Raw genomic sequence first — 20137 nt, 5'->3', positions numbered from 1 at the left:
TTGTGCTGCGGAACGCGCCTGAGGGGGCATGTCCGTTCCGATCCGATCAGTACGCTCTGACGGAAAGGCTGAAGAGAATTAAAGATACAACCTTAAGCAATTAGGTACTTTTATGCAGTAAATACGTTCTCTCCAGACGAGGTTCGTATGCGTAAATCCCAGTGTCATTCTTTCCCGGCTGTTCTAAAACGGCTCTGCCGTGACAAACAAGGCTCCATCCTGCCGATATTCGGTGTCATGGTGATCATGATGGTCGTCATTGCCGGCGCGGCGTTCGATGTGTCGCGCACGGTCAATGCGCGAGAGAAATTGTCCTATGCCATCGACGCTGCCGCGCTGTCAGTTGCGGCAGAACTGTCCACCACTGTCATGTCTGACGCTGAAATAACGCAGGCGCTTGAGAATTCCTTCAGAGCCAATCTTTCACGTGCCGACTTTCTGGATGACGTGATCGTCAATCTCGAGTTCGAGGTTGATAGCGACAACGGGATCATCGAAGTCTGCTCCTCAGCGATGCTGGGCACCTACTTCATTGACTTCGGTGGTTACGGCAAGGATGCGTTGGGGCCAGATATGCTTGGCTTTGGCACCTGCGGCAGCGTCACCTATTCCCGGTTCGACGTGGAACTTGCGCTTGTGCTCGATGTGACCGGGTCCATGCGCAGTGACATGGGCACCTTGCGGGATGCGGCGGACGGTCTGGTTGACATCCTGATCCCGGATGGAACGGACGAGGACGACAGCAAGGTCCGGATTTCGCTCGTTCCCTACAGCCAGGGCGTCAATCTTGGATCCTATGCGGACAAGGTCAAGGGTGACGATTATGGTTACTCGGATGGCAGCGTTTGTGTCACGGAGCGCCAGGATTACGACGACGGCAGCGATACCTACGAGGTCGAATACACCGATACCCGCTTCGACTATTACGATGAAACCGAACCGCCTCCCGCAGGTACCTTTTATGGAGGCGGCAGTTGGAGTTGCTCATCGGATTCGGAAATGATCCCGCTCACAGCCGACCGGGATGCACTGGTCGACGCAATTGCGGACCTTGAGGCCAATGGCGCGACGGCCGGTCAGACCGGGGTGGTCTGGGGCTGGAACAGCCTGTCTCCAAACTATTCCAACGTCTGGCCCACCGACAGCGAACCCGAGCCCTACGACAACAACGATGTACTCAAGTTCGCCATCATCATGACGGACGGCAACAATAACCAGAAATACGAGTTTATCGAGACGGAAAGGCAATGTGTGCGTTGGCGCTGGGGACGTTGCCGGCGCTATGAAGATGTTGAGGTCAACAGGTGGGATGGATCGTGGGAAAGCGAGAGCTTCACCAACAGCTCTTCGACCGACCAGAGATCGCTGTGCGAAGCGATGAAAGATGCCGGCATCGAGATCTTCGGGGTCTATTTCGGCTCCAACAACAGCTCAACCGGCTCCCGGAACATGCAGTCCTGCGCGAGTGACGGCAATTATTATCAGGCAACGAGCGCCTCGGAGCTGATCAACGCCTTCAGCAACATCGCCAAGAAGATCCAGCAAATCTACATTTCGAGCTGAGGCTTGTCCTGACCAGATCGCCAGGTTTTTCGAAGGCCTGGCGCAAGAAACTTCAGCACTCTACGAAAAAAAGGCCCGCCGGTTTGGCGGGCCTTTCTGTTTCATTGACACCAGACGATCAGGCGCGGTTCTGCCGGTTGTCGATGAGGTCGTCGACGACAGCCGGGTCGGCCAGTGTTGATGTGTCACCGAGATTATCGAAGCTGTCCTCGGCGATCTTGCGCAAAATGCGGCGCATGATCTTGCCGGAGCGGGTCTTGGGCAGTCCCGGCGAGAACTGAATGAGGTCAGGAGACGCGATCGGGCCGATCTCGGCGCGAACGTGTTTCACCAGTTCCTTCTTCAGCTCGTCGGTCGGTTCTTCGCCTTCCATCAGCGTGACATAGGCATAGATGCCCTGCCCCTTGATGTCGTGCGGATAGCCGACAACGGCCGCCTCGGACACCTGCGGATGGGCAACAAGGGCGCTTTCCACTTCCGCCGTGCCCATGCGGTGACCGGAAACGTTGATGACGTCATCGACACGGCCGGTGATCCAGTAGTAGCCGTCCTCGTCGCGGCGGCAGCCGTCACCGGTGAAATAGAGGCCCTTGTAGGTGGCAAAGTAGGTCTGCACGAAGCGGTCGTGATCGCCATAGACCGTGCGCATCTGGCCGGGCCAACTGTCCTTGATAACCAGATTGCCTTCGGTGGCCCCTTCCAGGAACTTGCCTTCCGCATCGACCACGGCTGGCTGGACGCCGAAGAAGGGACGTGTTGCGGAGCCCGGCTTCAGCTCGGTCGCGCCCGGCAGCGGCGTGATCAGGATGCCGCCGGTTTCCGTCTGCCACCAGGTATCGACGATCGGGCAGCGCTGGTCACCGACCACATTGTAGTACCAGGTCCAGGCTTCCGGGTTGATCGGCTCGCCGACCGAGCCAAGCAGGCGCAGGGATTTGCGCGATGTCTTGGTGACATGCTCGTCGCCGGCGCCCATCAGGGCGCGGATGGCGGTCGGAGCGGTGTAGAAGATGTTGACGTTGTGCTTGTCGCAGACTTCCCAGAACCGGCCCGGCCCCGGATAGGTCGGCACACCTTCGAACATCAGCGTGGTCGCACCGTTGGCGAGCGGACCATAGACGATGTAGCTGTGACCGGTGACCCAGCCCACATCGGCAGTACACCAGTAGATGTCGCCATCATGATAGTCGAAGACATACTGATGGGTCATGGAAGCATAAACGAGGTAACCGCCGGTCGTGTGCAGCACACCCTTCGGCTGACCTGTCGAGCCGGACGTGTAGAGAATGAACAGCGGATCTTCCGCGTTCATTTCCACCGGCTCACAATGGTCGGACACGCGTTCGGCTTCATCGTGATACCAGACGTCTCGGCCGTCCTGCATGCTGATGTCACCGCCGGTGCGCTTGACCACGATGACCGACTTGACCGGCGCCTTTTCGCAGGCCTTGTCGACATTGGCCTTCAGCGGCACCTTGCGGCCGCCGCGCAGACCTTCGTCGGCGGTAACGATACATTCGGACTTGCAGCCTTCAATGCGCTGCGCCAGGCTGTCCGGTGAGAAGCCACCAAAGACGATCGAGTGAATGGCGCCGATGCGGGCGCAGGCCAGCATGGCATAGGCTGCCTCCGGGATCATCGGCAGGTAGAGCGTGACACGGTCCCCCTTCTTCACGCCCTGGGCATGCAGCACGTTGGCGAACTTGTTCACCTCATGGTGCAGTTCCTTGTAGGTGATGATCTTGGATTCGCTCGGATCGTCCCCTTCCCAGATGATTGCCGGCTGGTCGCCGCGTTTTTCCAGGTGCCGGTCAACGCAGTTGGCCGAGACGTTCAGCGTGCCGTCCTCGAACCATTTGATCGAGACGTTGTGGTAGTCGTAGGAGGTGTTCTTCACCTTGGTGTAAGGCTTGATCCAGTCGACGCGCTTGCCGTGCTCGCCCCAGAAGCCATCCGGGTCCTCTACGGAGCGCTGATACATTTCAAGATATTTGGCATTGTCGACATGCGCCCGCGCGGCAACTTCCGCGGGAACGGGAAAAACGGACTCTGTCATATGAAACCTCCCAGAAACAACAATGGGACCGGCGGCAGATAGGGATTGTGCCGCGGCCTGTTTGCCGGGGGCCATTATGCTTACGGGCCCCCTTAGCGTCCAGAACCGAACGTTAGTGCTTTAGTCGCCGATTCCTTGGTCTAATGCGTTCAAATACGTAGAGAATTACGTTTGCGTCAGCTGAGCCAGCCGATCACGATGCCCTGTACCACAAAGACGCCCAGCCAATGGCCACCATCGATGAGCGTCAGCGACCAGGGTTTGCCCTGAAACCGGTGATTGATGATCTGCGTGGTCATGACGACGCCGATCCAGATCATCAGGGCCGAGATGATGCCGGCGCGGATACTGGTTTCGCCGGTGTGGTAGATGATGCCGGCAAAGACGAAAGCCATGACGAGCTGACAGAAAAAGGCAATGCCGAGCGTCACCGGGTCGGGCCTTGTCTGCGCTTCCGTCAGGCTGGCTGCGCGCATCCAGGCCTTGCCGAGCAGACCGTACCAGACGGACCCGAAGACGAAGGAAGCAATGGCTGCTGCCGCCACCGCAACCAGGTTCACACCGTCAAACATCATGGCTCATCCCTCCGCATTTTTGAGGGGGTAAGGTGAGTGGATTTGAGGCAAAGATCAAGAAGAGCTTTTGCCGTCAGGCCTTCAGCCAGACGGCAAGCTGACCGCAATCCTCGAACCCGAGCTGGTGATAGACCGGCAGGAGTTCGTCGTCGGTTTCATAGGTGCAGACCGGCATCTGGGCAAAGGGCTCCAGCAGGTCATGCATGGCGCTGTAGCGCCAGCTTCTGCGGCAGAACAGGTTGGACAGGCCGACAACTTCCTTGCCATCCAGCTTCGGCCCGCGGTTGAAGACCGCCCCGGCCCGGATGGTTTCGTCCTTGGCGACACTGGCAAAATCGATGGCACCGAGGTCGAGCAGCTTCGGTGAGAACACGCTGTGCAGGCTCTCGTTGGAATTCCATCCGGCCAGCCATTTTTTCAGGGCCTCGGGATGCTTGGCCTTGTGCCAGTCGGATTGAAGCGGCGGTTTTTTGGAGGTCTGCGGAGGCCGGAACAGCCAGGTGCCGGAAAACAGCTTCTTGAAGCCCATGGGGCCAAGGTCGAGATTGCCATAGCTGTCCTTGACGGCCGTTTCCTTCGGCAGGGAGGCGAGCGCTGCGTTGAGATCGGCCCCGGGCTTTCCGGAGTAGGTGACGATGTTCGGATAAAGCGGCAGGGATTTCTCCCGCGCGATCCAGAAGCCGCTCAGAAACTCGGTTTTGGCCCCCGCGGCTTTCAGAACCGCATCACACCAAAGCGCGTTGTTATGCGCGCAGGCGTCCTGTTTACCAGCAATCATTGAAGCAACTACTTGAGATCTATCCGTTCAGCCCACCCTTTTGGACGATGAACTCTACCACGGATTCGATGCCCTCGCCCGCTTTCATGTTGGCAAAGACAAATGGTCTTTGCTTGCGCATCTTCGTGGCGTCCCGATCCATGACCTCAAGATCGGCGCCGACATGCGGGGCCAGGTCCGTCTTGTTGATGATCAGAAGGTCGGACCGGGTGATGCCCGGGCCACCCTTGCGCGGGATTTCCTCGCCCGCGGCAACGTCGATCAGATAAAGCGTCAGGTCGGCCAGTTCCGGCGAAAAGGTTGCCGCCAGGTTGTCGCCGCCGGATTCGATCAGGATCAGGTCCAGGTCCGGGATCGATCTGGTGAGGTCTCCCACCGCGGCTAGGTTGATCGAGGCATCCTCGCGGATGGCGGTGTGCGGGCAGCCACCGGTTTCAACGCCCCGAATGCGGTCGCTGCTGAGTGCCTGGGAGCGCATCAGAGCTTCCGCGTCCTCGCTCGTGTAGATGTCATTGGTGATCACCGCGAGCGAATAGCTGTCCCGCATGGCCTTGCACAGGCGATCGGTCAGCGTGGTTTTGCCGGCGCCGACCGGGCCACCGATACCGACGCGCAAGGGGCCGTTTTTGGATGTCATGAACGAAACAACCTCGAATACTGGGTTTCATGGGCCATGGAGGCGATATCGGCCAGGAAGGTCGAACTGCCGAGATCGTCGAGGCTTGCAGCCCTGGTCTCTTCAACAACCTCGAAAATCACGGGCTCCAGCTCTGCAAGGATGGACTGACCCTCGTTCTGGCCGAGCGGCACGGTGCGGATGGCAGCGGAGATCAGATTGGCCGTGAAGGCCTGGAGATAGGCGGTCAGTGCGGCGGCTTCGGGGATAGCATGTGCCGCGCAGGCAAGTCCGACAGCGACCGGATACGGCCAATCCTGATCATCGCATTGAAACATCGAGCGGCACAGGCCGGCCGCCGGCCTGTCGCCCTTTGGTAGCCAGCTGTTGCAGATGGTTGAGACGAAGGCGGTGCCTTGCGCGCTTGTTTCCAGGTGCCGTTCTTTCGAGGGCTGCAGGGCGAGCCCCAGGTCGCGCAAATCCTGCAAGGCGGTTTCGTTGCCTAGATGCGCCGCATGGAGGGTGTCCTTCAGGAGGATCGCATCGCCGCGCGCGCCGCCATGGCGCAAGATATCCTCCAGCCAGGATGTCAGTCCCGCGGCATCGGCAACGCTGCCGTCCTCAACCATCTGTTCCAGACCATGGCTATAGGTGAAGGCACCGACGGGAAAACCCGGCGACAGGAACGTCATCAGCCGATAGAGCGCCGAGAGGGAAGCCTGGTCAGTCATGGCTGTGGGAATGCCCGTGGGATTGATCATGCGAGTGGTCGTGGCCGTGTGTCTGACCGTGTCCATAGGCGCCACCTTCCGGATCGAAGGGAGCGGTCAGGGGTGTCAGCGTGCCGCCAAGCTTGCTGACCATGTCCTCGATCACGTGATCCCGGCGGATCCGAAGTGTGTCGCCCATCAGCTGGGTCGGCAGATGCCGGTTGCCCAGGTGCCAGGCGATCCGGACCAGATGTGCTCCGTCCCGCGCCCCGATCTCCACCAGGTCTTCCGGTTCGGCAAGGACTTCAACGATGCGGCCATCTTCCAGTTCCAGGCCGTCACGATGGTGCAAATGCACGGCGGACGGCTCGTCCAGCAGGAACGTCAGGCCACCTTCACCTGTCAGAACCGCCCGGCGGCGATGGCGGTCTTCCCGGTCAAGAGTGATCCGGTCGGCAGCCGCCGCCTGCCAGGTTCCGGCCCTCAAAATGGTTTCAACCCGGATCATGTGCCCTCGTTCACTCTGGCCATCATGGCCTTGAAAGCGGGCCGGTTCCGCAGACCTTTGAAATAGTCGTAGACCGGGCCCTCCTTGGGCAGGTCGAACTTGGCGGCAACCGCCCAGCCGGAGCAGTGACCGATGATGATATCGGCAATGGTGAAAGTCTCGCCCATGACATAGGGCCCGTCGCCGAGCCGTGCTTCCAGGGTTTCAAGCCCGCGGGCGAATTCGTAGCGGCAGACGTCCTTGACCGCCGGCGCACGCTTGTCTTCCGGGTTGATGAAGGTGTTCTTGGCAGCCGTCCAGAGGGCCCCTTCCAGAACATCGACACCGAACTGGGTGAAACTGTCCTGTTTCGCCCGATCCAGCGTGCCGGCCGGAAAGGTGAAACGTCCGTGCTTGTCCGCAAGATAGGTGCAGATGGCGACGGATTCGGTGATCGCCGTGTCACCCTCCATGAGGATCGGCACCTTGCCGCTCGGGTTGACAGCCCGTGCGGCGTCCGACTGCGGCAAGGCCGGGTCGATGTCATAGGCTTCGCCCAGCTCTTCCAGCAGCCACATCACACGCATGGCGCGGGTGCGCGGAAAGCCGATGATCTTGTACATGTCCTGAACTCCCTGTTTGTCTTTGCGCGGAGCCTAGAACAGGAAGTAGCGCTGCGCCATCGGCAGCACTTCCGCCGGTTCGCAGGTCAGGAGTTCGCCATTGGCGCGGACTTCGTAGGTTTCCGGGTGGACCTCGATCTCCGGCGTGGCGTTGTTCAGGACCATCGATTTCTTGGAGATGCCACCGCGTGTGTTTTTCACCGGCAGCACCAGGCTGGCAAGCCCGGCCTTGTCCTTGACTCCGGTGTCATAGGCGGCCTGGGAGACAAAGGTGACCCGGCTTTCGGTCATGGCCTTGCCGAAAGCGCCGAACATCGGCCGGTAATGGACCGGCTGCGGCGTCGGGATCGAGGCATTGGGATCGCCCATGGGAGCGGCGGCAATCGTGCCGAGTTTCAGCACCATGTCGGGTTTGACGCCGAAAAATTTCGGATCCCAGAGCACCAGGTCGGCCAGTTTGCCCATTTCAACCGAGCCGATATGTTCATCCAGCCCATGGGCAATCGCCGGATTGATGGTGAACTTGGCCATGTAGCGCCTGACGCGCAGATTGTCGTTCTCGCCGGTTTCTTCCGGCAGCCGCCCGCGCTGAACCTTCATCTTGTGGGCGGTCTGCAGGGTGCGGATGACCACTTCGCCGACCCGGCCCATGGCCTGGCTGTCCGAGGCGATGATCGAGAACGCGCCCATGTCATGCAGAATGTCTTCCGCCGCGATCGTCTCCTTGCGGATCCGGCTCTCGGCAAAGGCCACGTCTTCCGGGATCGAATTGTCCAGATGGTGGCAGACCATGAGCATGTCGAGATGCTCTTCCAGCGTGTTGACGGTGTAGGGCCGGGTCGGGTTGGTCGAGGACGGCAGCACGTTCAGTTCGCCGCAGACCTTGATGATGTCGGGCGCATGGCCGCCGCCGGCGCCTTCGGTATGGAAGGCGTGGATGGTGCGGTTCTTGAAAGCTGCCGTGGTGTTCTCGACAAAGCCGCTTTCATTGAGCGTGTCCGTATGGATCATCACCTGGACGTCATATTCGTCGGCAACCGCCAGGCAGGTGTCGATGGCCGCGGGCGTCGTTCCCCAGTCCTCATGCAGTTTCAGGGCGGAAGCGCCTGCGAGGATCTGCTCTTCCAGTGCTGCCGGCAGGGACGCGTTGCCCTTGCCGGCAAAGGCAAGGTTCATCGGGAAACTGTCGGCTGATTGCAGCATGCGCGTGATGTGCCAGGGGCCTGGTGTGCAGGTCGTGGCATTGGTGCCCGTCGCCGGGCCTGTGCCGCCGCCAAGCATGGTGGTGACACCCGACATCAGCGCGTCGTCGATCTGCTGGGGACAGATGAAATGGATATGAACGTCGAGCGCGCCGGCGGTGAGGATCTTGCCCTCGCCCGCGATCGCCTCCGTACCCGGCCCGACAACGATGTCGACATTCGGCTGCACGTCCGGATTGCCGGCCTTGCCGATCCCGGCGATGCGGCCGTCTTTCAGGCCGACATCGGCCTTCACGATGCCCCAGTGGTCGACGATCAGCGCGTTGGTGATCACCGTGTCGACGGCGCCAGCAGAACGCGGTGCCTGGGACTGGCCCATGCCGTCGCGGATGACCTTGCCGCCGCCGAATTTTACCTCTTCGCCATAGGTGGTGAAATCCCGTTCGACCTCGATGATCAGGTCGGTGTCGGCAAGGCGCAGGCGGTCACCTGTTGTGGGGCCAAACATGTCCGCATATGCGGCGCGGGGCATCTTGTAAGCCATTGTGTCTCCAATCGGCGATCAGAAATCTGTCTTGTTAATCTGCGTAATCTTCCAGCGTGGCGGTCAGGTCTTCCGTGCGTTTCATCGTCAGGACGATCTTGCAGTTTCGGTAGAGATCCTGCCCGCGGGTGCCGCCCATGAACGGAAAGGCATAGGCCTTGCAGTCCTTGTCGGCATAATCCGTCCAGGCGGCCTGCGCCTCTTCCAGTGCCTTCGGGCTTCCCTTGAGATGTTCCGGCAGGGCGTTGTCCAGTTCGACGACGCGGGCATGCAGTTTGACGTAAGCGGCTGCCATGCGTGCCTCGGCCTCTTTCAGGGCCTTTTCGGCACAATAGGTGCGCTCGTTGTTGTTGAGTGGATAGCCGCAGTCGATGTTCTCCTGGGCGGACGGTTCTGCCGCCAGAACAAGCAGGCCACCGGTTGCGCAAAGCGCTGCAATTGCCAGGGTCCGGAAACAGGTCAATTGCCGAGGCCCTCCACAAGCTCCTGAAGTTCCTTCACCCGCTGATTGGTGAGGTCGGTCAGGCAGTTGGAATAGAGCATCGGCTCCATCGAGCCGCCCCTGGCAAGAAAGCCATAGGCCTCGCAAGCCTTGTCGCGATAGGGGATCCAGGCGCGCTGGGCCTCGCGCAGCGTGTCGGCGGCGCCTTTCAGGTCGTCCGGCAGGTAGCTGTCGGTGTCGCGCATCTTGGCCATGGCCTTCTTGTAGACCGCGTTCAGCTCCGCATCGGCCGCCTGAAAATCCATGTTGGCGCACTGGTTCATGTCCAGTTGCGTCATGGCGTTGTTGCAATCGGGCGTGTCCTGCGCCTGTGCGCCGGAGAAAGCCAGGACCGCCAGTATCAAACCGGGTAACAGTCGGTACATCTTGATGCTGCCTTTTCAGAGCTTGCCCATGACTTTCTGGTTGAAGCCGAAAACCGTTTCGTCGCCGCGGTAAGGCACCAGGGTGACAATGCGGCTCTGGCCCGGTTCGAAGCGCACGGCTGTGCCGGAGGGTATGTCGAGGCGCATGCCGCGGGCTTTGTCCCGGTCAAAGGAAAGGCCCTCGTTGGTTTCAAAGAAGTGGTAGTGACTGCCGACCTGGATCGGACGGTCGCCGGTATTGGCGACTTCCAGCGTGACCGTTTCCAATCCGGCGTTCAGTTCAATCTCGCCGTCGGCGGGAAACAATTCTCCGGGGATCATGGGTTTCTCCTTTTGCGCCTCAGCGGATTGGTTCATGCACGGTGACGAGCTTGGTGCCGTCCGGAAAGGTCGCTTCGACCTGAACATCGTGGATCATCTCGGCAATACCTTCCATGACCTGATCGCGGGTCAGGACATTGGCACCGGCGGCCATCAGGTCAGCGACGCTGCGGCCGTCGCGGGCGCCTTCGACCACAAAATCGGTGATCAGCGCGATGGCTTCCGGGTGGTTCAGCTTCACGCCACGCTCCAGCCGGCGCCGGGCAACCATGGCTGCCATGGAAATCAGCAACTTGTCCTTCTCGCGGGGCGTCAGGTTCATGAAGAAAGCTCCTTGGTGTTCAGCAGTGCCAGACACGCGGCAGGTCGCTGCCGCGGTATCCGGTCAGAAATCGTGTGAGGGCTGCGCGCAGGATTTGACTGTCCGGGGCAACGAAGCGAGCGGTCAGACAACCGTTCCAGGCACTGGCTGCAGCCTTGAGGCCGCTGTCGGATGCGGTTTCAAGAAGGGACCGGGCCAAAGGCAGCCGGTCCTCGGCATCGATGGCGCAATCCAGAAAACTTGCTAGCGCCAGTCCACCGGATGCTGTCGCCGGTCCGGACAGGATGCCGGACGGGTCGCCGTCAAGGCGGATGTCGTCGGCGAAGATCAGCCTGCCGTCCCGCCGGATGCGCCAGCTGTCCCGGAAAAGAACGGACCGGACCGCCTCCCCCATGGCCTGGCGGCCAAGCACGATCGATTCAACCAGCATCAGCCGCGCGTCCTTCGCCAGATCCGCGCTCAGGCGCCGCTTCAGGCTGGAGGCATCAAAAAGGATCGTTTCCTGGGGCAGCCATTCGAGGAAGGCTCCTTCGCCAAGCGTGAAGTCGCCTGTCACTTCTGCGGAGCCATGCGCGCTGCGATAGGCGCGTTCTGCCGTCTGACTGGTTACAATCGCGTGTGTGTCCCCGTCGGCGTCAAATGTAAGTGACACCCTGTCGCCGCCGGTCAATCCGCCGGCCGTGTTGATCAAAACAGCTGTCGGCGGGGCGTCATAGACTTTCGGAAACCGGATCTTGGCAGCGCCGTGCTGATAAAGGTCCGCAAGCCTGCTCTTGCCGTCAGATTGCTTGAAGCGGACACGCGCAACACCGTTGACGCGTTGCATCGCCGGCGCAGCCGGGCCGGAAACGGATGCTGTGCCAGCATCATACATGACTGGTTTGCCTCCCCGGCACCGACGTTCTCGTTCTCTTGGTTCGTGTTGCCGTCAGGGTGCTCCCGGAAAAGGGTTTGACGCAAGCGGCAAGTTGACCTCGGCAATCTTAGCAAGAGCCGGGCCAAGGCCGAAGGTTCCTGCATTCGTGTGTATCAGCGGGAAAAAGCCTCGATTTTTTCGGAACTTACCGGCACGCTATCTGTGCAGTTGCATAAAAATTATGCAGCTGGCGCATAAATCGGCGCGGGACTGTTTCCAGGAAAGGGTTGCCCTAAGGGACATGTTCCGGTTTTTTAGGGGGAAGTAGTCGCAAGAGCTGTATCTTCTGTTTGTGCATTTCCCTGTCCACGGGATGACATGCGAGGGATCCCTGTGTTTGCAAGCCAGACCGGCCGCCTGACATCCATGATTTTCGCAATATGTGCGTTCGGCTTGCTCGCTTCAGTGGCACCGGCGAAAGCGGATATCGGTGCTTATGTCCTGATCAACGCAAAGTCGGGCGCCATCATCGATCAGAAGAATGCCACCCGGAAATGGTATCCTGCCTCGCTGACCAAGATGATGACCGCCTATGTGACCTTCAAGGCGATCCGGGAGGGCCGGGCGACGCTGAACTCAACGGTGGTGCAGTCCAAGAATTCACTGTCGGAACCACCGAGCAAGATGGGGTTCAAGGTCGGCACCAAATTCACGGTCGATACGGCGCTCAAGATCATCATTATCAAGTCGGCCAATGACGTCGCCGTTGCTCTGGGTGAAGCCATTGCCGGTTCGGAAGGGGCTTTCCTTGCGATGATGAATGCGGAAGCCAAACGGCTGGGCATGACCAACACCCATTTCACCAATCCGCATGGTCTGCCGGACAACCGCATGGTGACGACCGCGCGCGACATGGCGATCCTGGCCATGGCGCTGCGGCGTGATTTCCCCGAGTCCCGTGACTATTACAAACACCCGGGCATCCGGTTCGGCAAGAAGACACTCCGGTCCGCCAACCGTGAGTTTCTGCTGCGTGTTCCAGGCGCCAATGGCATCAAGACCGGCTATATCTGCAATTCCGGTTACAATGTCGCCTCCTCGGTCACGCGCGGTGGCAAGACTCTCATTGCGGTCATCCTGGGTGCGGGCTCCGGGCTGGAACGCACGGCATTTGCGCGGCAGCTGTTTGACCAGGGCTTCAGGAAGCGCGGTGGCCAAAACGTAACCAGCCTGCGTGGAACCTCCGGAAATCCTCCGGCCAATGGCTATTGCCGGCGCAACAGGAGCCCGGGCGCCAAGGCCTATATGGCGCGCTATGACATGGAGACCGAGAAAAAAGGCGGCTTCCTGTTCTTCAAGGCCAACCAGAAAAACAACGCCAAGGTTGATGAGGCCGGTTTCACCCTGGCCAATGGCAAGCCGGACTGGGCCAAGATCCTGGATCGGACCCTGGGCCCGCGCCGGATCGCCTATCGCCCGATCCAGGTGAGCCTGGGCAATCCCACGGGTGCACCGAAGGCCGGTGGCACGGCTGTCGCGGTTGCCGCGCCTGACATTCCGGCCGAGGATGTGCCCCTGCCTACGGCAAACCCGCTGCGCCGGGCGCAGATCGAAATGCGGCAGAAACTGCAGAAAACTGCGGAAGCCAGTGTGGCTGGCGGCATTCCGCAAACGGCGGCAGCCCGTCCCGGTGCCGCGACGGATCCTGCACCGGCCGCGCCCGGTTCGATTTTCCGACAGGGCCTGGATTTCACGGTCCCCGTGCCCGCTCCAAGTCCACGCAAGCAATAAGTCTTAGCGTTTTCATCTTCGGCAAGATCAGGTCCGATCGATTCCGGCACCTGTTCCGTAAGGTTGCAGGTCTTTAAGGACGTCAACATCCGAACCGGGAAAAGGACTCATTAACCGTTTGTTTACGCTACTCCTTAACACTGTCGTAAGCATTTTCATGAAAACCGCCTGGTTGGCATGAAAACGCGGTGACGCCCGCAGCGTCATCTTGGGCATAGGACGTGCCAAACCTTGTAACGCGAGAGATCGCCATATGATTGAACCGAGATCAACCGCCACTATCCGGGCGCTTGCAAGCCTTGCAGAACTTTCCGCCAACCAGTTGGAAGATGGCGTTTCGGTGGAAGAGGTTGTCGCAACCCTTCGAAAGGCTGCAGAGGCAGTCAGGCTCGTGGTCGACACGGACGAAGCGGCCATGTTGGATGCGGACGTTGATCTCGATATCGATATCGAGGTGGACCTGGAAGCTGAAGCCGATTCAGAAGCCGAAGCTGAAGAGACCGACATTGTCCAGGACCTGACACCGATGGATCTGTCGGAGGAAGAAGCCGACAGCAAGATTGTCGCTCTGGACAAGGAACAGGCCAAGGCGGAAGCAGCCGAAGACGCCGAAGAACCAGTCCTGAACGCCGGCTAAGTCCAACTTTCATTTTTTCCAACTTAGCAGGAAGCGTGCTGCCGGATTGCGTCGGCGCGCCAATCTGCCTATGTCTCTGCGAACCACGCAATTGCGCACGAGAGCGGCAGTGGCGGGATCTGGAGCAGAACCATGGCGTCAGCAACATCACCTTCCGAGTCTCCGCAGAGCAAGGGTCCGAAACCTCCCATTCCGCTGTCGGTGCTGACCGGCTTTCTGGGCTCTGGCAAGACCACGCTGCTCAACCGGATCCTGAAGGACCCGGCCATGGCGGACACGGCCGTCATCATCAACGAATTTGGCGAGATCGGCCTCGATCACCTGTTTGTCGATCAGGCCGGCGACGGCATCATCGAACTGGCCTCTGGCTGCCTGTGCTGCACCATCCGCGGTGATCTGGTGACGACGCTTGAGAATCTTCTGCGCCGGCTGGACAGCGGTAAATCGGAAAAACTCAGCCGCGTGATCATCGAGACGACGGGTCTTGCCGACCCCGCCCCGATCCTGCACACGGTGATGCTGCATCCCTACCTGGTGATGCGCTACCGGCTGGACAGCGTGATCACGCTGGTCGATGCGGTGAACGGCCTCTCGACGCTGGAGGAACACGAGGAAGCGCGCAAGCAGGCCGCGGTCGCGGACCGGATCGTTTTCACAAAAACGGACCTTCTCGATGGCGAAGATGCACGGTCGGCATTCGGTGCGTTGCAGGTGCGACTTCACCAGCTCAATCCCGGTGCAAGGCGCCTGGAAGCCCGGTCGAGTGACGCGACGCCGGCAAACCTGTTCAACGCGGGACTTTACGATCCGACCAGCAAGATCCCTGATGTGGCAGCCTGGCTGAATGCGGAAGCCTATGAAGACGGCCATCATCACGGCCACGGTCATGACGGGCATCACCACGGGCATGGCCACCACCATGGGCATCACGATCACGACCATGCACATGACGTGAACCGGCACAGTGATGCCATTCGCGCCTTTACCCTGGCGACCGACCGTCCGGTTCCGGCTTCGGCGCTGGAGATGTTTCTGGATCTGCTGCGTTCCGCACACGGTCCGAAACTGCTGCGCGTGAAGGGCATTGTCCAGCTGGCCGAAGATCCCGAGCGTCCGGTCGTGATCCACGGTGTGCAGCACGTGTTCCACCCGCCGGCAACCCTGGAAGCCTGGCCGGATGACGACCGGCGCACGCGCATGGTGTTCATCACCAAGGACCTGCCCGAAGGCTTCGTGCGCCGGATGTTCGAAGCCTTTTCCGGGGCACTTTTGCCGGATACGCCGGATCATCAGGCGCTCACCGACAATCCGCTGGCGGTGTCGGGCTTCACCAGTCCCCTGCGATGATCTACCGGCCAATCCGCAAGTAATAGCGTCATCCTGAAAGAGGCTCTGTGTATTGAGCTACTATCGCAAAATTGGCAGAAACGCTCACTTCTCCTTGCGCAGGCGGATCAGGCCTTCCTGGGCGGTGGAGGCAATCAGGACGCCGTCCCGTGTGAACAGCGAACCGCGATTCATGCCGCGCGATCCCGAACTTGAGGTGCTGTCGGTGGCGTAAAGCAGCCAGTCATCGGCCCGGAACGGCCGGTGGAACCACATGGCATGATCGAGGCTTGCCGCCTGGATTTTCGGGCTGAACACAGACGTGCCATGCGGAAAAAGAGACGTGTCCAGGAGCGTCATGTCGGAGGCATAGGCCAGAACGCACTGGTGGATGCGCTCGTCATCCGGCAAGGGGCCCGAGGCACGCACCCAGACATATTGCTGCGGCGGCAGAGGTTTCTTGCTGAAATAGTGGGTCATGTCGACCGGACGCATCTCGATGGGCCGTTCACGCTCCCAGTAGCGGCGAATGTTTTCCGGCGCATGGGCGAGGAACTTTTCCTTCAGGTCCTGCTCGCTTGGCAGTTCGTCCGGCGTTGGCACATCGGGCATGTCGCTCTGGTGTTCCAGCCCCTCTTCCCACACCTGGAAGGAGGCCGCCATGGAGAAGATTGCCTCCCCGTGCTGGATGGCCACCACCCGGCGCGTGGTGAAGCTGCCGCCATCCCGGATGCGGTCGACTTCGTAGATGATCGGAACGGACGGATCGCCCGGCCTCAGGAAGTAACCGTGCAGGGAATGCACGTGCCTGTCCTCGACAACGGTCCGGGAGGCGGCAACAAGCGCCTGGCCGATGACCTGGCCACCGAAAACGCGTTGCCAGCCGACCTGGGGGCTGCGACCACGGAACAGGTTGCGCTCCAGCGGTTCCAGGTCGAGAATTTGCAGAAGATTGTCAATGGCCGTGTTCATCGGCGCGATCCCTGTTAGATAGTGGCCGGAGATTGGCCGGATGGTCTGACGGTTGAGCAACTCTTGAACGGGACCTGACGTTAAAGTCAAGATACCCTTGGGGAACCGGGGGCGAGGAGCGGAAGACAATGGCAAAGAAAAAAAGCGCCACGGACATGTTTGATGTTGTGATTGCCGGCGGAGGGTATGTCGGCCTGTCGCTGGCCGTGGCGCTGAAGCAGGGAGATGCCGCTCTCACCTGTGCGGTGGTCGACCCGAAGCCGATGGCGGACCTGCACAAGGATCCGCGCGCTTCGGCCATTGCTGCTGCTGCTTCGCGCATGCTGACACAGCTCGGCATCTGGCCGGCGATCGCTGAAAAGGCGCAGCCGATCAACGAAATGATCGTCACCGACAGCAAGCTGCGTGATGCGGTCCGCCCGGTGTTTCTGACCTTTGGTGGCGAGGCGACCGAGGGCGAGCCTTTCGCCCACATGATGCCCAATGGCGTGATGATGCCGGCGCTCTACGACGCCGCCAGGGCGCTGGGTGTCGAGTTCTTTGCTCCGGGCACCGCGGAAACCTTCCGCAGCCACCCGGACCATGTTGAGCTCTCGCTGGCGGACGGATCCGTCCTGAAGAGCCGGTTGCTGGTGGCCGCCGACGGGGTCCGGTCGCGTTTGCGCGATTTGGCCGGCATCCGGACCGTCAACTGGGACTATGGCCAGTCCGGGATCGTGACCACCGTCAGGCATGAACGGCCGCATAATGGCCGGGCCGAAGAACACTTCCTGCCGGCTGGGCCGTTCGCGATCCTGCCCCTGCCAGAGAACCGCTCTTCCCTGGTCTGGACCGAAAAGACAAGTGATGCGGACCGGCTGGTCCGGTCGGACGATTTTACCTTCGAGCTGGAGCTGGAGCGCCGCTTCGGCCATCACCTCGGTACCCTGGAGCTGGACGGGCCGCGCCGGGCCTATCCGCTCGGCCTGAAACTGGCGCGCGACTTCGTCAAACCGCGTTTTGCACTGATCGGCGATGCCGCCCATGGCATTCACCCGATTGCAGGCCAGGGCCTCAATCTCGGTTTCAAGGATGTCGCCGCTCTGGCCGAAGTTCTGGTCGATGCCCGGCGGTTGGGCCAGGATCTGGGCGGTTTTGACGTCCTGGAACGCTATCAGCGCTGGCGCCGGTTCGACACGTTCCAGATGGGCGTCGTTACCGATGTGCTCAACCGGCTCTTCTCCAACGACAACGACGTCCTGCGGGCCATGCGTGACTTCGGTCTGGGCGTGGTTGACCGCATGCCGTCGTTGAAATCGAAGTTTATCAAGGAAGCGGCCGGTTTCGCCGGACCCGTGCCGAAATTGCTTTCCGGGGAACCAATCTGATACGACTTTGACAGGTTTCCCTGTTTCTCCGGATTCGCCTTGAATGAATGACCCCTCCGAGAGCTTTTCCATGCCGCGTTCGATCCTGATCACGGGGTGTTCGTCTGGCATAGGCGCTTCGGCGGCGCATATCCTGAGGGGGCGGAACTGGCGTGTGTTTCCGGCCGCCCGCAAGCAGGAAGATGTCGATCGACTGTCGGAGATGGGGTTTGAGGCAGTCCGTCTCGACTATGAGGATGCCCGCAGCATCGAGGCTGCGGCCGAGACCGTCCTGAAATGGACCGACGGCAAACTGGACGCGGTTTTCAACAATGGTGCCTATGCGGTTCCCGGCGCGCTGGAAGATATCCCGACGGAGGCGATGCGAGCACTGTTTGAAGCCAATTTCATCGGCTGGCACGACCTGACCCGTCAGCTGGTTCCATCCATGCGTGCCAATGGGGCCGGGCGGATCGTGCAGTGTTCGTCCGTTTTGGGATTTGTTGCGCTGAAATACCGGGGCGCCTATACGGCCTCCAAGTTTGCGCTGGAGGCTTATACCGATACCCTGCGGCAGGAGCTGGCCGGAACCGGTATTCGTGTTTCACTGATTGAACCGGGACCGATCGACACGAATTTTACCGAAAACACCCTGGCCAACTTTGATCGCTGGATCGGCGATGACGGTCTGAAATCCTCTGTGCACCGGGCAACGTATGAAAAACGCCGGGTGCGTATGGAATCCGGGGAGCCGGGACCGTTCAAACTGCCGCCGGAAGCCGTGGTCAAGCGCCTGGTGCATGCGCTCGAAGCCAAACGGCCGAAAGCACGCTATCATGTCACGGTTCCGACGACGGTCATGGCGGTGGCCAAGCGGGTGCTTCCGACAGGCCTTCTGGACCGGCTCTGTATCTGGGCGGCAGACGGCGAGGAATAGACAACGGCCGGGCGAAGGCCATAAGAAGGGCCTTGTCGGCCACTTGAGGTAAAAATGGAAAGCATTATCGACATATTGATCCCGATTGGCATGGCGGCCGTTGCCATCGTGCTTCTGCTCGGAATCTGGAACATGTTTCGCAACGGACCTGCCAACCGGTCACAGATGCTGATGCGCTGGCGCGTCGGATTGCAGTTTCTGGTGGTTGTCCTGGTGATGAGTGGGCTCTACTTCTTCGGGTCCGGCCAGTAACGGCCAACCGGATAGCGCGACACTAAGGGCAGACTGCATGGTTGTACTCAACAAGATCTACACGAAAACGGGCGACGACGGCACGACGGCGCTGGGATCAGGCGAACGCCGGCCGAAGAATGACCTCAGGATCGATGCCTACGGCACCGTCGACGAAACCAATGCTGTCGTTGGTCTGGTGCGCCTGCAGACCCAGGAGGGGGCGCCGGAGGTGGACCGGACCTTGAGCCGGATCCAGAACGACCTGTTTGACCTTGGTGCGGATCTGGCGACGCCGGAAACCGATCAGGATCTGGGCTACGAACCGCTGCGGATCACCGAGGCACAGGTGACCGCGATCGAAGAGGCGATCGACGCCCTGAACGCGGATCTGAGCCCGCTCAGGTCTTTCGTGCTGCCGGGCGGAAGCGCTGCCTCGGCCCATCTTCACCTTGCCCGCACGGTGTCGCGCCGCGCCGAACGCCTGATGGTGGAGCTGGCGGCACGCGAAAAGATCAACCCCTCGGCGGTGCGTTACATGAACCGTCTGTCCGACTATTTTTTCGTGGCCTCGCGCTATCTGAACGACAAGGGTGCGGATGACGTCCTGTGGGTGCCGGGGCAGAACCGCTGAGGCACCCCCGGTTCACCGCAAATCCGTGCAAGTGAGGCGCTCGGCTGCATGTTCCTTCCCCTTCACGACAAGAACCGTCTGGAACATGTTCCGCTTCCCTTCGTGAACCTTGCCCTGATCGCGGTCACGGTTCTGATCTTCCTGCTGTTCCAGCGGGCAGGCGACAGCGAGGCCGTTGGCGCCTCGTCCTATTCCTTCGGGTTGATCCCGGTGGTGTTCTTCGATATCCGCGATCTGGCGCCGCAGCTGCAGGTGCTGCCGGAATGGACGGCATTGATTTCCTATGCCTTCCTGCATGGCAACTTCATGCATCTGATCGGCAACATGCTGTTTTTATGGGTGTTTGGCGACAATGTCGAAGATGCGATGGGGCACTTTCGCTACCTGGTGTTCTATCTGCTCTGCGCCGCAGCAGGTGGTCTTGCCTATGCCGCCATGGACGTCAATTCCACGGTGCCCCTGATCGGGGCCAGCGGCGCGGTTGCCGGTGTGGTGTCAGCCTACCTGATGCTGCATCCGCGCGTGAAAGTCTGGGTTCTGGTTTTGGGGCGCATACCGCTGCGATTGACGGCGTTCTGGCTGCTGGGCGCCTGGATCGTCTATCAGGTTGTCAATGCGGTCATCTCACCCGACAGCCAGGTGGCCTTCATTGCCCATGTCGGCGGTCTTGTGGCCGGTGCCGTTCTGGTCGTCTTTTTCCGACGGCGTGGCGTACCCCTGTTCGACCGGGATCTGGCCTGATC

The 20137-nt window shown here is 60.5% G+C and carries 23 protein-coding genes; 9 read left to right on the top strand and 14 right to left on the bottom strand.

Annotation, left to right across the window (positions count from 1 at the left end; all coding sequences use genetic code 11):
- The first annotated feature begins 147 nt into the window (after positions 1-147).
- Positions 148-1563: a TadE/TadG family type IV pilus assembly protein gene (locus tag CHH27_RS19395; RefSeq protein ID WP_094073049.1), complete on the top strand. Its 1416-nt coding sequence runs from the start codon at positions 148-150 to the stop codon at positions 1561-1563.
- Between the two features lie 118 nt (positions 1564-1681).
- Here the strand turns inward: CHH27_RS19395 and acs are convergent, their stop codons facing one another.
- The 13 genes from acs to CHH27_RS19330 form a co-directional block, all read right to left on the bottom strand.
- Positions 1682-3619, bottom strand: coding sequence for an acetate--CoA ligase (gene acs, locus CHH27_RS19390; RefSeq protein WP_094073048.1), 1938 nt, complete (start codon positions 3617-3619; stop codon positions 1682-1684).
- Between the two features lie 176 nt (positions 3620-3795).
- Positions 3796-4194 (bottom strand): DUF1761 domain-containing protein, encoded by a 399-nt coding sequence (locus tag CHH27_RS19385; RefSeq protein WP_094073047.1) that lies wholly within the window; start codon positions 4192-4194, stop codon positions 3796-3798.
- Positions 4195-4267: 73 nt separating this feature from the next.
- Positions 4268-4972 carry a hypothetical protein gene (locus tag CHH27_RS19380; protein ID WP_094073046.1) on the bottom strand — a complete coding sequence of 235 codons (705 nt, stop codon included), beginning with the start codon at positions 4970-4972 and terminating at the stop codon, positions 4268-4270.
- A gap of 19 nt (positions 4973-4991) precedes the next feature.
- Entirely contained in the window at positions 4992-5609 is a 618-nt protein-coding gene (gene ureG, locus CHH27_RS19375; RefSeq protein WP_094073045.1) for an urease accessory protein UreG, read from the bottom strand.
- Positions 5606-6349: an urease accessory protein UreF gene (locus tag CHH27_RS19370; RefSeq protein WP_247646132.1), complete on the bottom strand. Its 744-nt coding sequence runs from the start codon at positions 6347-6349 to the stop codon at positions 5606-5608. Before CHH27_RS19370 ends, ureG begins: the two co-directional genes overlap by 4 nt.
- Entirely contained in the window at positions 6312-6806 is a 495-nt protein-coding gene (locus CHH27_RS19365; protein ID WP_094073043.1) for an urease accessory protein UreE, read from the bottom strand. The genes CHH27_RS19370 and CHH27_RS19365 overlap by 38 nt, the downstream gene beginning before the upstream one ends.
- Positions 6803-7408: a glutathione S-transferase family protein gene (locus CHH27_RS19360; protein WP_094073042.1), complete on the bottom strand. Its 606-nt coding sequence runs from the start codon at positions 7406-7408 to the stop codon at positions 6803-6805. Before CHH27_RS19360 ends, CHH27_RS19365 begins: the two co-directional genes overlap by 4 nt.
- 33 nt (positions 7409-7441) lie before the next feature.
- Positions 7442-9154 (bottom strand): urease subunit alpha, encoded by a 1713-nt coding sequence (gene ureC / locus CHH27_RS19355; RefSeq protein WP_094073041.1) that lies wholly within the window; start codon positions 9152-9154, stop codon positions 7442-7444.
- Positions 9155-9188: 34 nt separating this feature from the next.
- Positions 9189-9617, bottom strand: a complete 429-nt coding sequence (locus CHH27_RS28125; protein WP_208988291.1) for a lysozyme inhibitor LprI family protein — start codon at positions 9615-9617, stop codon at positions 9189-9191.
- On the bottom strand, positions 9614-10021 hold the full coding sequence (locus CHH27_RS19345; protein WP_094073040.1) for a lysozyme inhibitor LprI family protein: 408 nt from the start codon (positions 10019-10021) through the stop codon (positions 9614-9616). The genes CHH27_RS28125 and CHH27_RS19345 overlap by 4 nt, the downstream gene beginning before the upstream one ends.
- Before the next feature lie 15 nt (positions 10022-10036).
- The gene (locus CHH27_RS19340) at positions 10037-10342 is read right to left on the bottom strand and encodes an urease subunit beta (protein WP_094074872.1); all 306 of its coding nucleotides are present in this window, start codon (positions 10340-10342) and stop codon (positions 10037-10039) included.
- 19 nt (positions 10343-10361) lie between these two features.
- Positions 10362-10664, bottom strand: coding sequence for an urease subunit gamma (locus CHH27_RS19335; protein ID WP_094073039.1), 303 nt, complete (start codon positions 10662-10664; stop codon positions 10362-10364).
- Between the two features lie 19 nt (positions 10665-10683).
- The gene (locus CHH27_RS19330; RefSeq protein WP_094073038.1) at positions 10684-11538 is read right to left on the bottom strand and encodes an urease accessory protein UreD; all 855 of its coding nucleotides are present in this window, start codon (positions 11536-11538) and stop codon (positions 10684-10686) included.
- A gap of 435 nt (positions 11539-11973) precedes the next feature.
- Between CHH27_RS19330 and CHH27_RS19325 the strand changes: the two genes are divergently transcribed.
- From CHH27_RS19325 to CHH27_RS19315, 3 genes are all read left to right on the top strand, one after another.
- Entirely contained in the window at positions 11974-13311 is a 1338-nt protein-coding gene (locus tag CHH27_RS19325) for a D-alanyl-D-alanine carboxypeptidase family protein (protein ID WP_208988290.1), read from the top strand.
- Positions 13312-13564: 253 nt separating this feature from the next.
- The gene (locus CHH27_RS19320; RefSeq protein WP_094073037.1) at positions 13565-13948 is read left to right on the top strand and encodes a hypothetical protein; all 384 of its coding nucleotides are present in this window, start codon (positions 13565-13567) and stop codon (positions 13946-13948) included.
- A gap of 132 nt (positions 13949-14080) precedes the next feature.
- Positions 14081-15295, top strand: coding sequence for a GTP-binding protein (locus CHH27_RS19315; RefSeq protein WP_094073036.1), 1215 nt, complete (start codon positions 14081-14083; stop codon positions 15293-15295).
- Positions 15296-15379: 84 nt separating this feature from the next.
- On the opposite strand, the gene tesB is transcribed toward CHH27_RS19315, so the two are convergent.
- A complete protein-coding gene (gene tesB / locus CHH27_RS19310) occupies positions 15380-16246 on the bottom strand; it encodes an acyl-CoA thioesterase II (protein ID WP_094074870.1) in 867 nt (288 codons plus the stop codon).
- 128 nt (positions 16247-16374) lie between these two features.
- On the opposite strand from tesB, the gene CHH27_RS19305 reads away from it, so the two are divergent.
- From CHH27_RS19305 to CHH27_RS19285, 5 genes are read left to right on the top strand one after another with little or no spacing between them, the layout of a single operon-like run.
- The gene (locus tag CHH27_RS19305) at positions 16375-17613 is read left to right on the top strand and encodes a ubiquinone biosynthesis hydroxylase (protein ID WP_094073035.1); all 1239 of its coding nucleotides are present in this window, start codon (positions 16375-16377) and stop codon (positions 17611-17613) included.
- 43 nt (positions 17614-17656) lie between these two features.
- The gene (locus CHH27_RS19300; protein WP_247646131.1) at positions 17657-18529 is read left to right on the top strand and encodes an SDR family oxidoreductase; all 873 of its coding nucleotides are present in this window, start codon (positions 17657-17659) and stop codon (positions 18527-18529) included.
- A gap of 54 nt (positions 18530-18583) precedes the next feature.
- Positions 18584-18781, top strand: coding sequence for a twin transmembrane helix small protein (locus tag CHH27_RS19295; RefSeq protein ID WP_094073034.1), 198 nt, complete (start codon positions 18584-18586; stop codon positions 18779-18781).
- A 37-nt stretch (positions 18782-18818) separates the two neighbouring features.
- Positions 18819-19394, top strand: a complete 576-nt coding sequence (locus CHH27_RS19290; RefSeq protein WP_094073033.1) for a cob(I)yrinic acid a,c-diamide adenosyltransferase — start codon at positions 18819-18821, stop codon at positions 19392-19394.
- A 48-nt stretch (positions 19395-19442) separates the two neighbouring features.
- A complete protein-coding gene (locus CHH27_RS19285) occupies positions 19443-20135 on the top strand; it encodes a rhomboid family intramembrane serine protease (protein WP_094073032.1) in 693 nt (230 codons plus the stop codon).
- Positions 20136-20137: the final 2 nt, after the last annotated feature.

Source organism: Labrenzia sp. VG12, from assembly GCF_002237595.1.
GTDB lineage: Bacteria > Pseudomonadota > Alphaproteobacteria > Rhizobiales > Stappiaceae > Roseibium.
The sequence above is the reverse complement of the archived record's forward strand: the minus strand, read 5'-3'. Positions and strand labels throughout refer to the sequence as shown.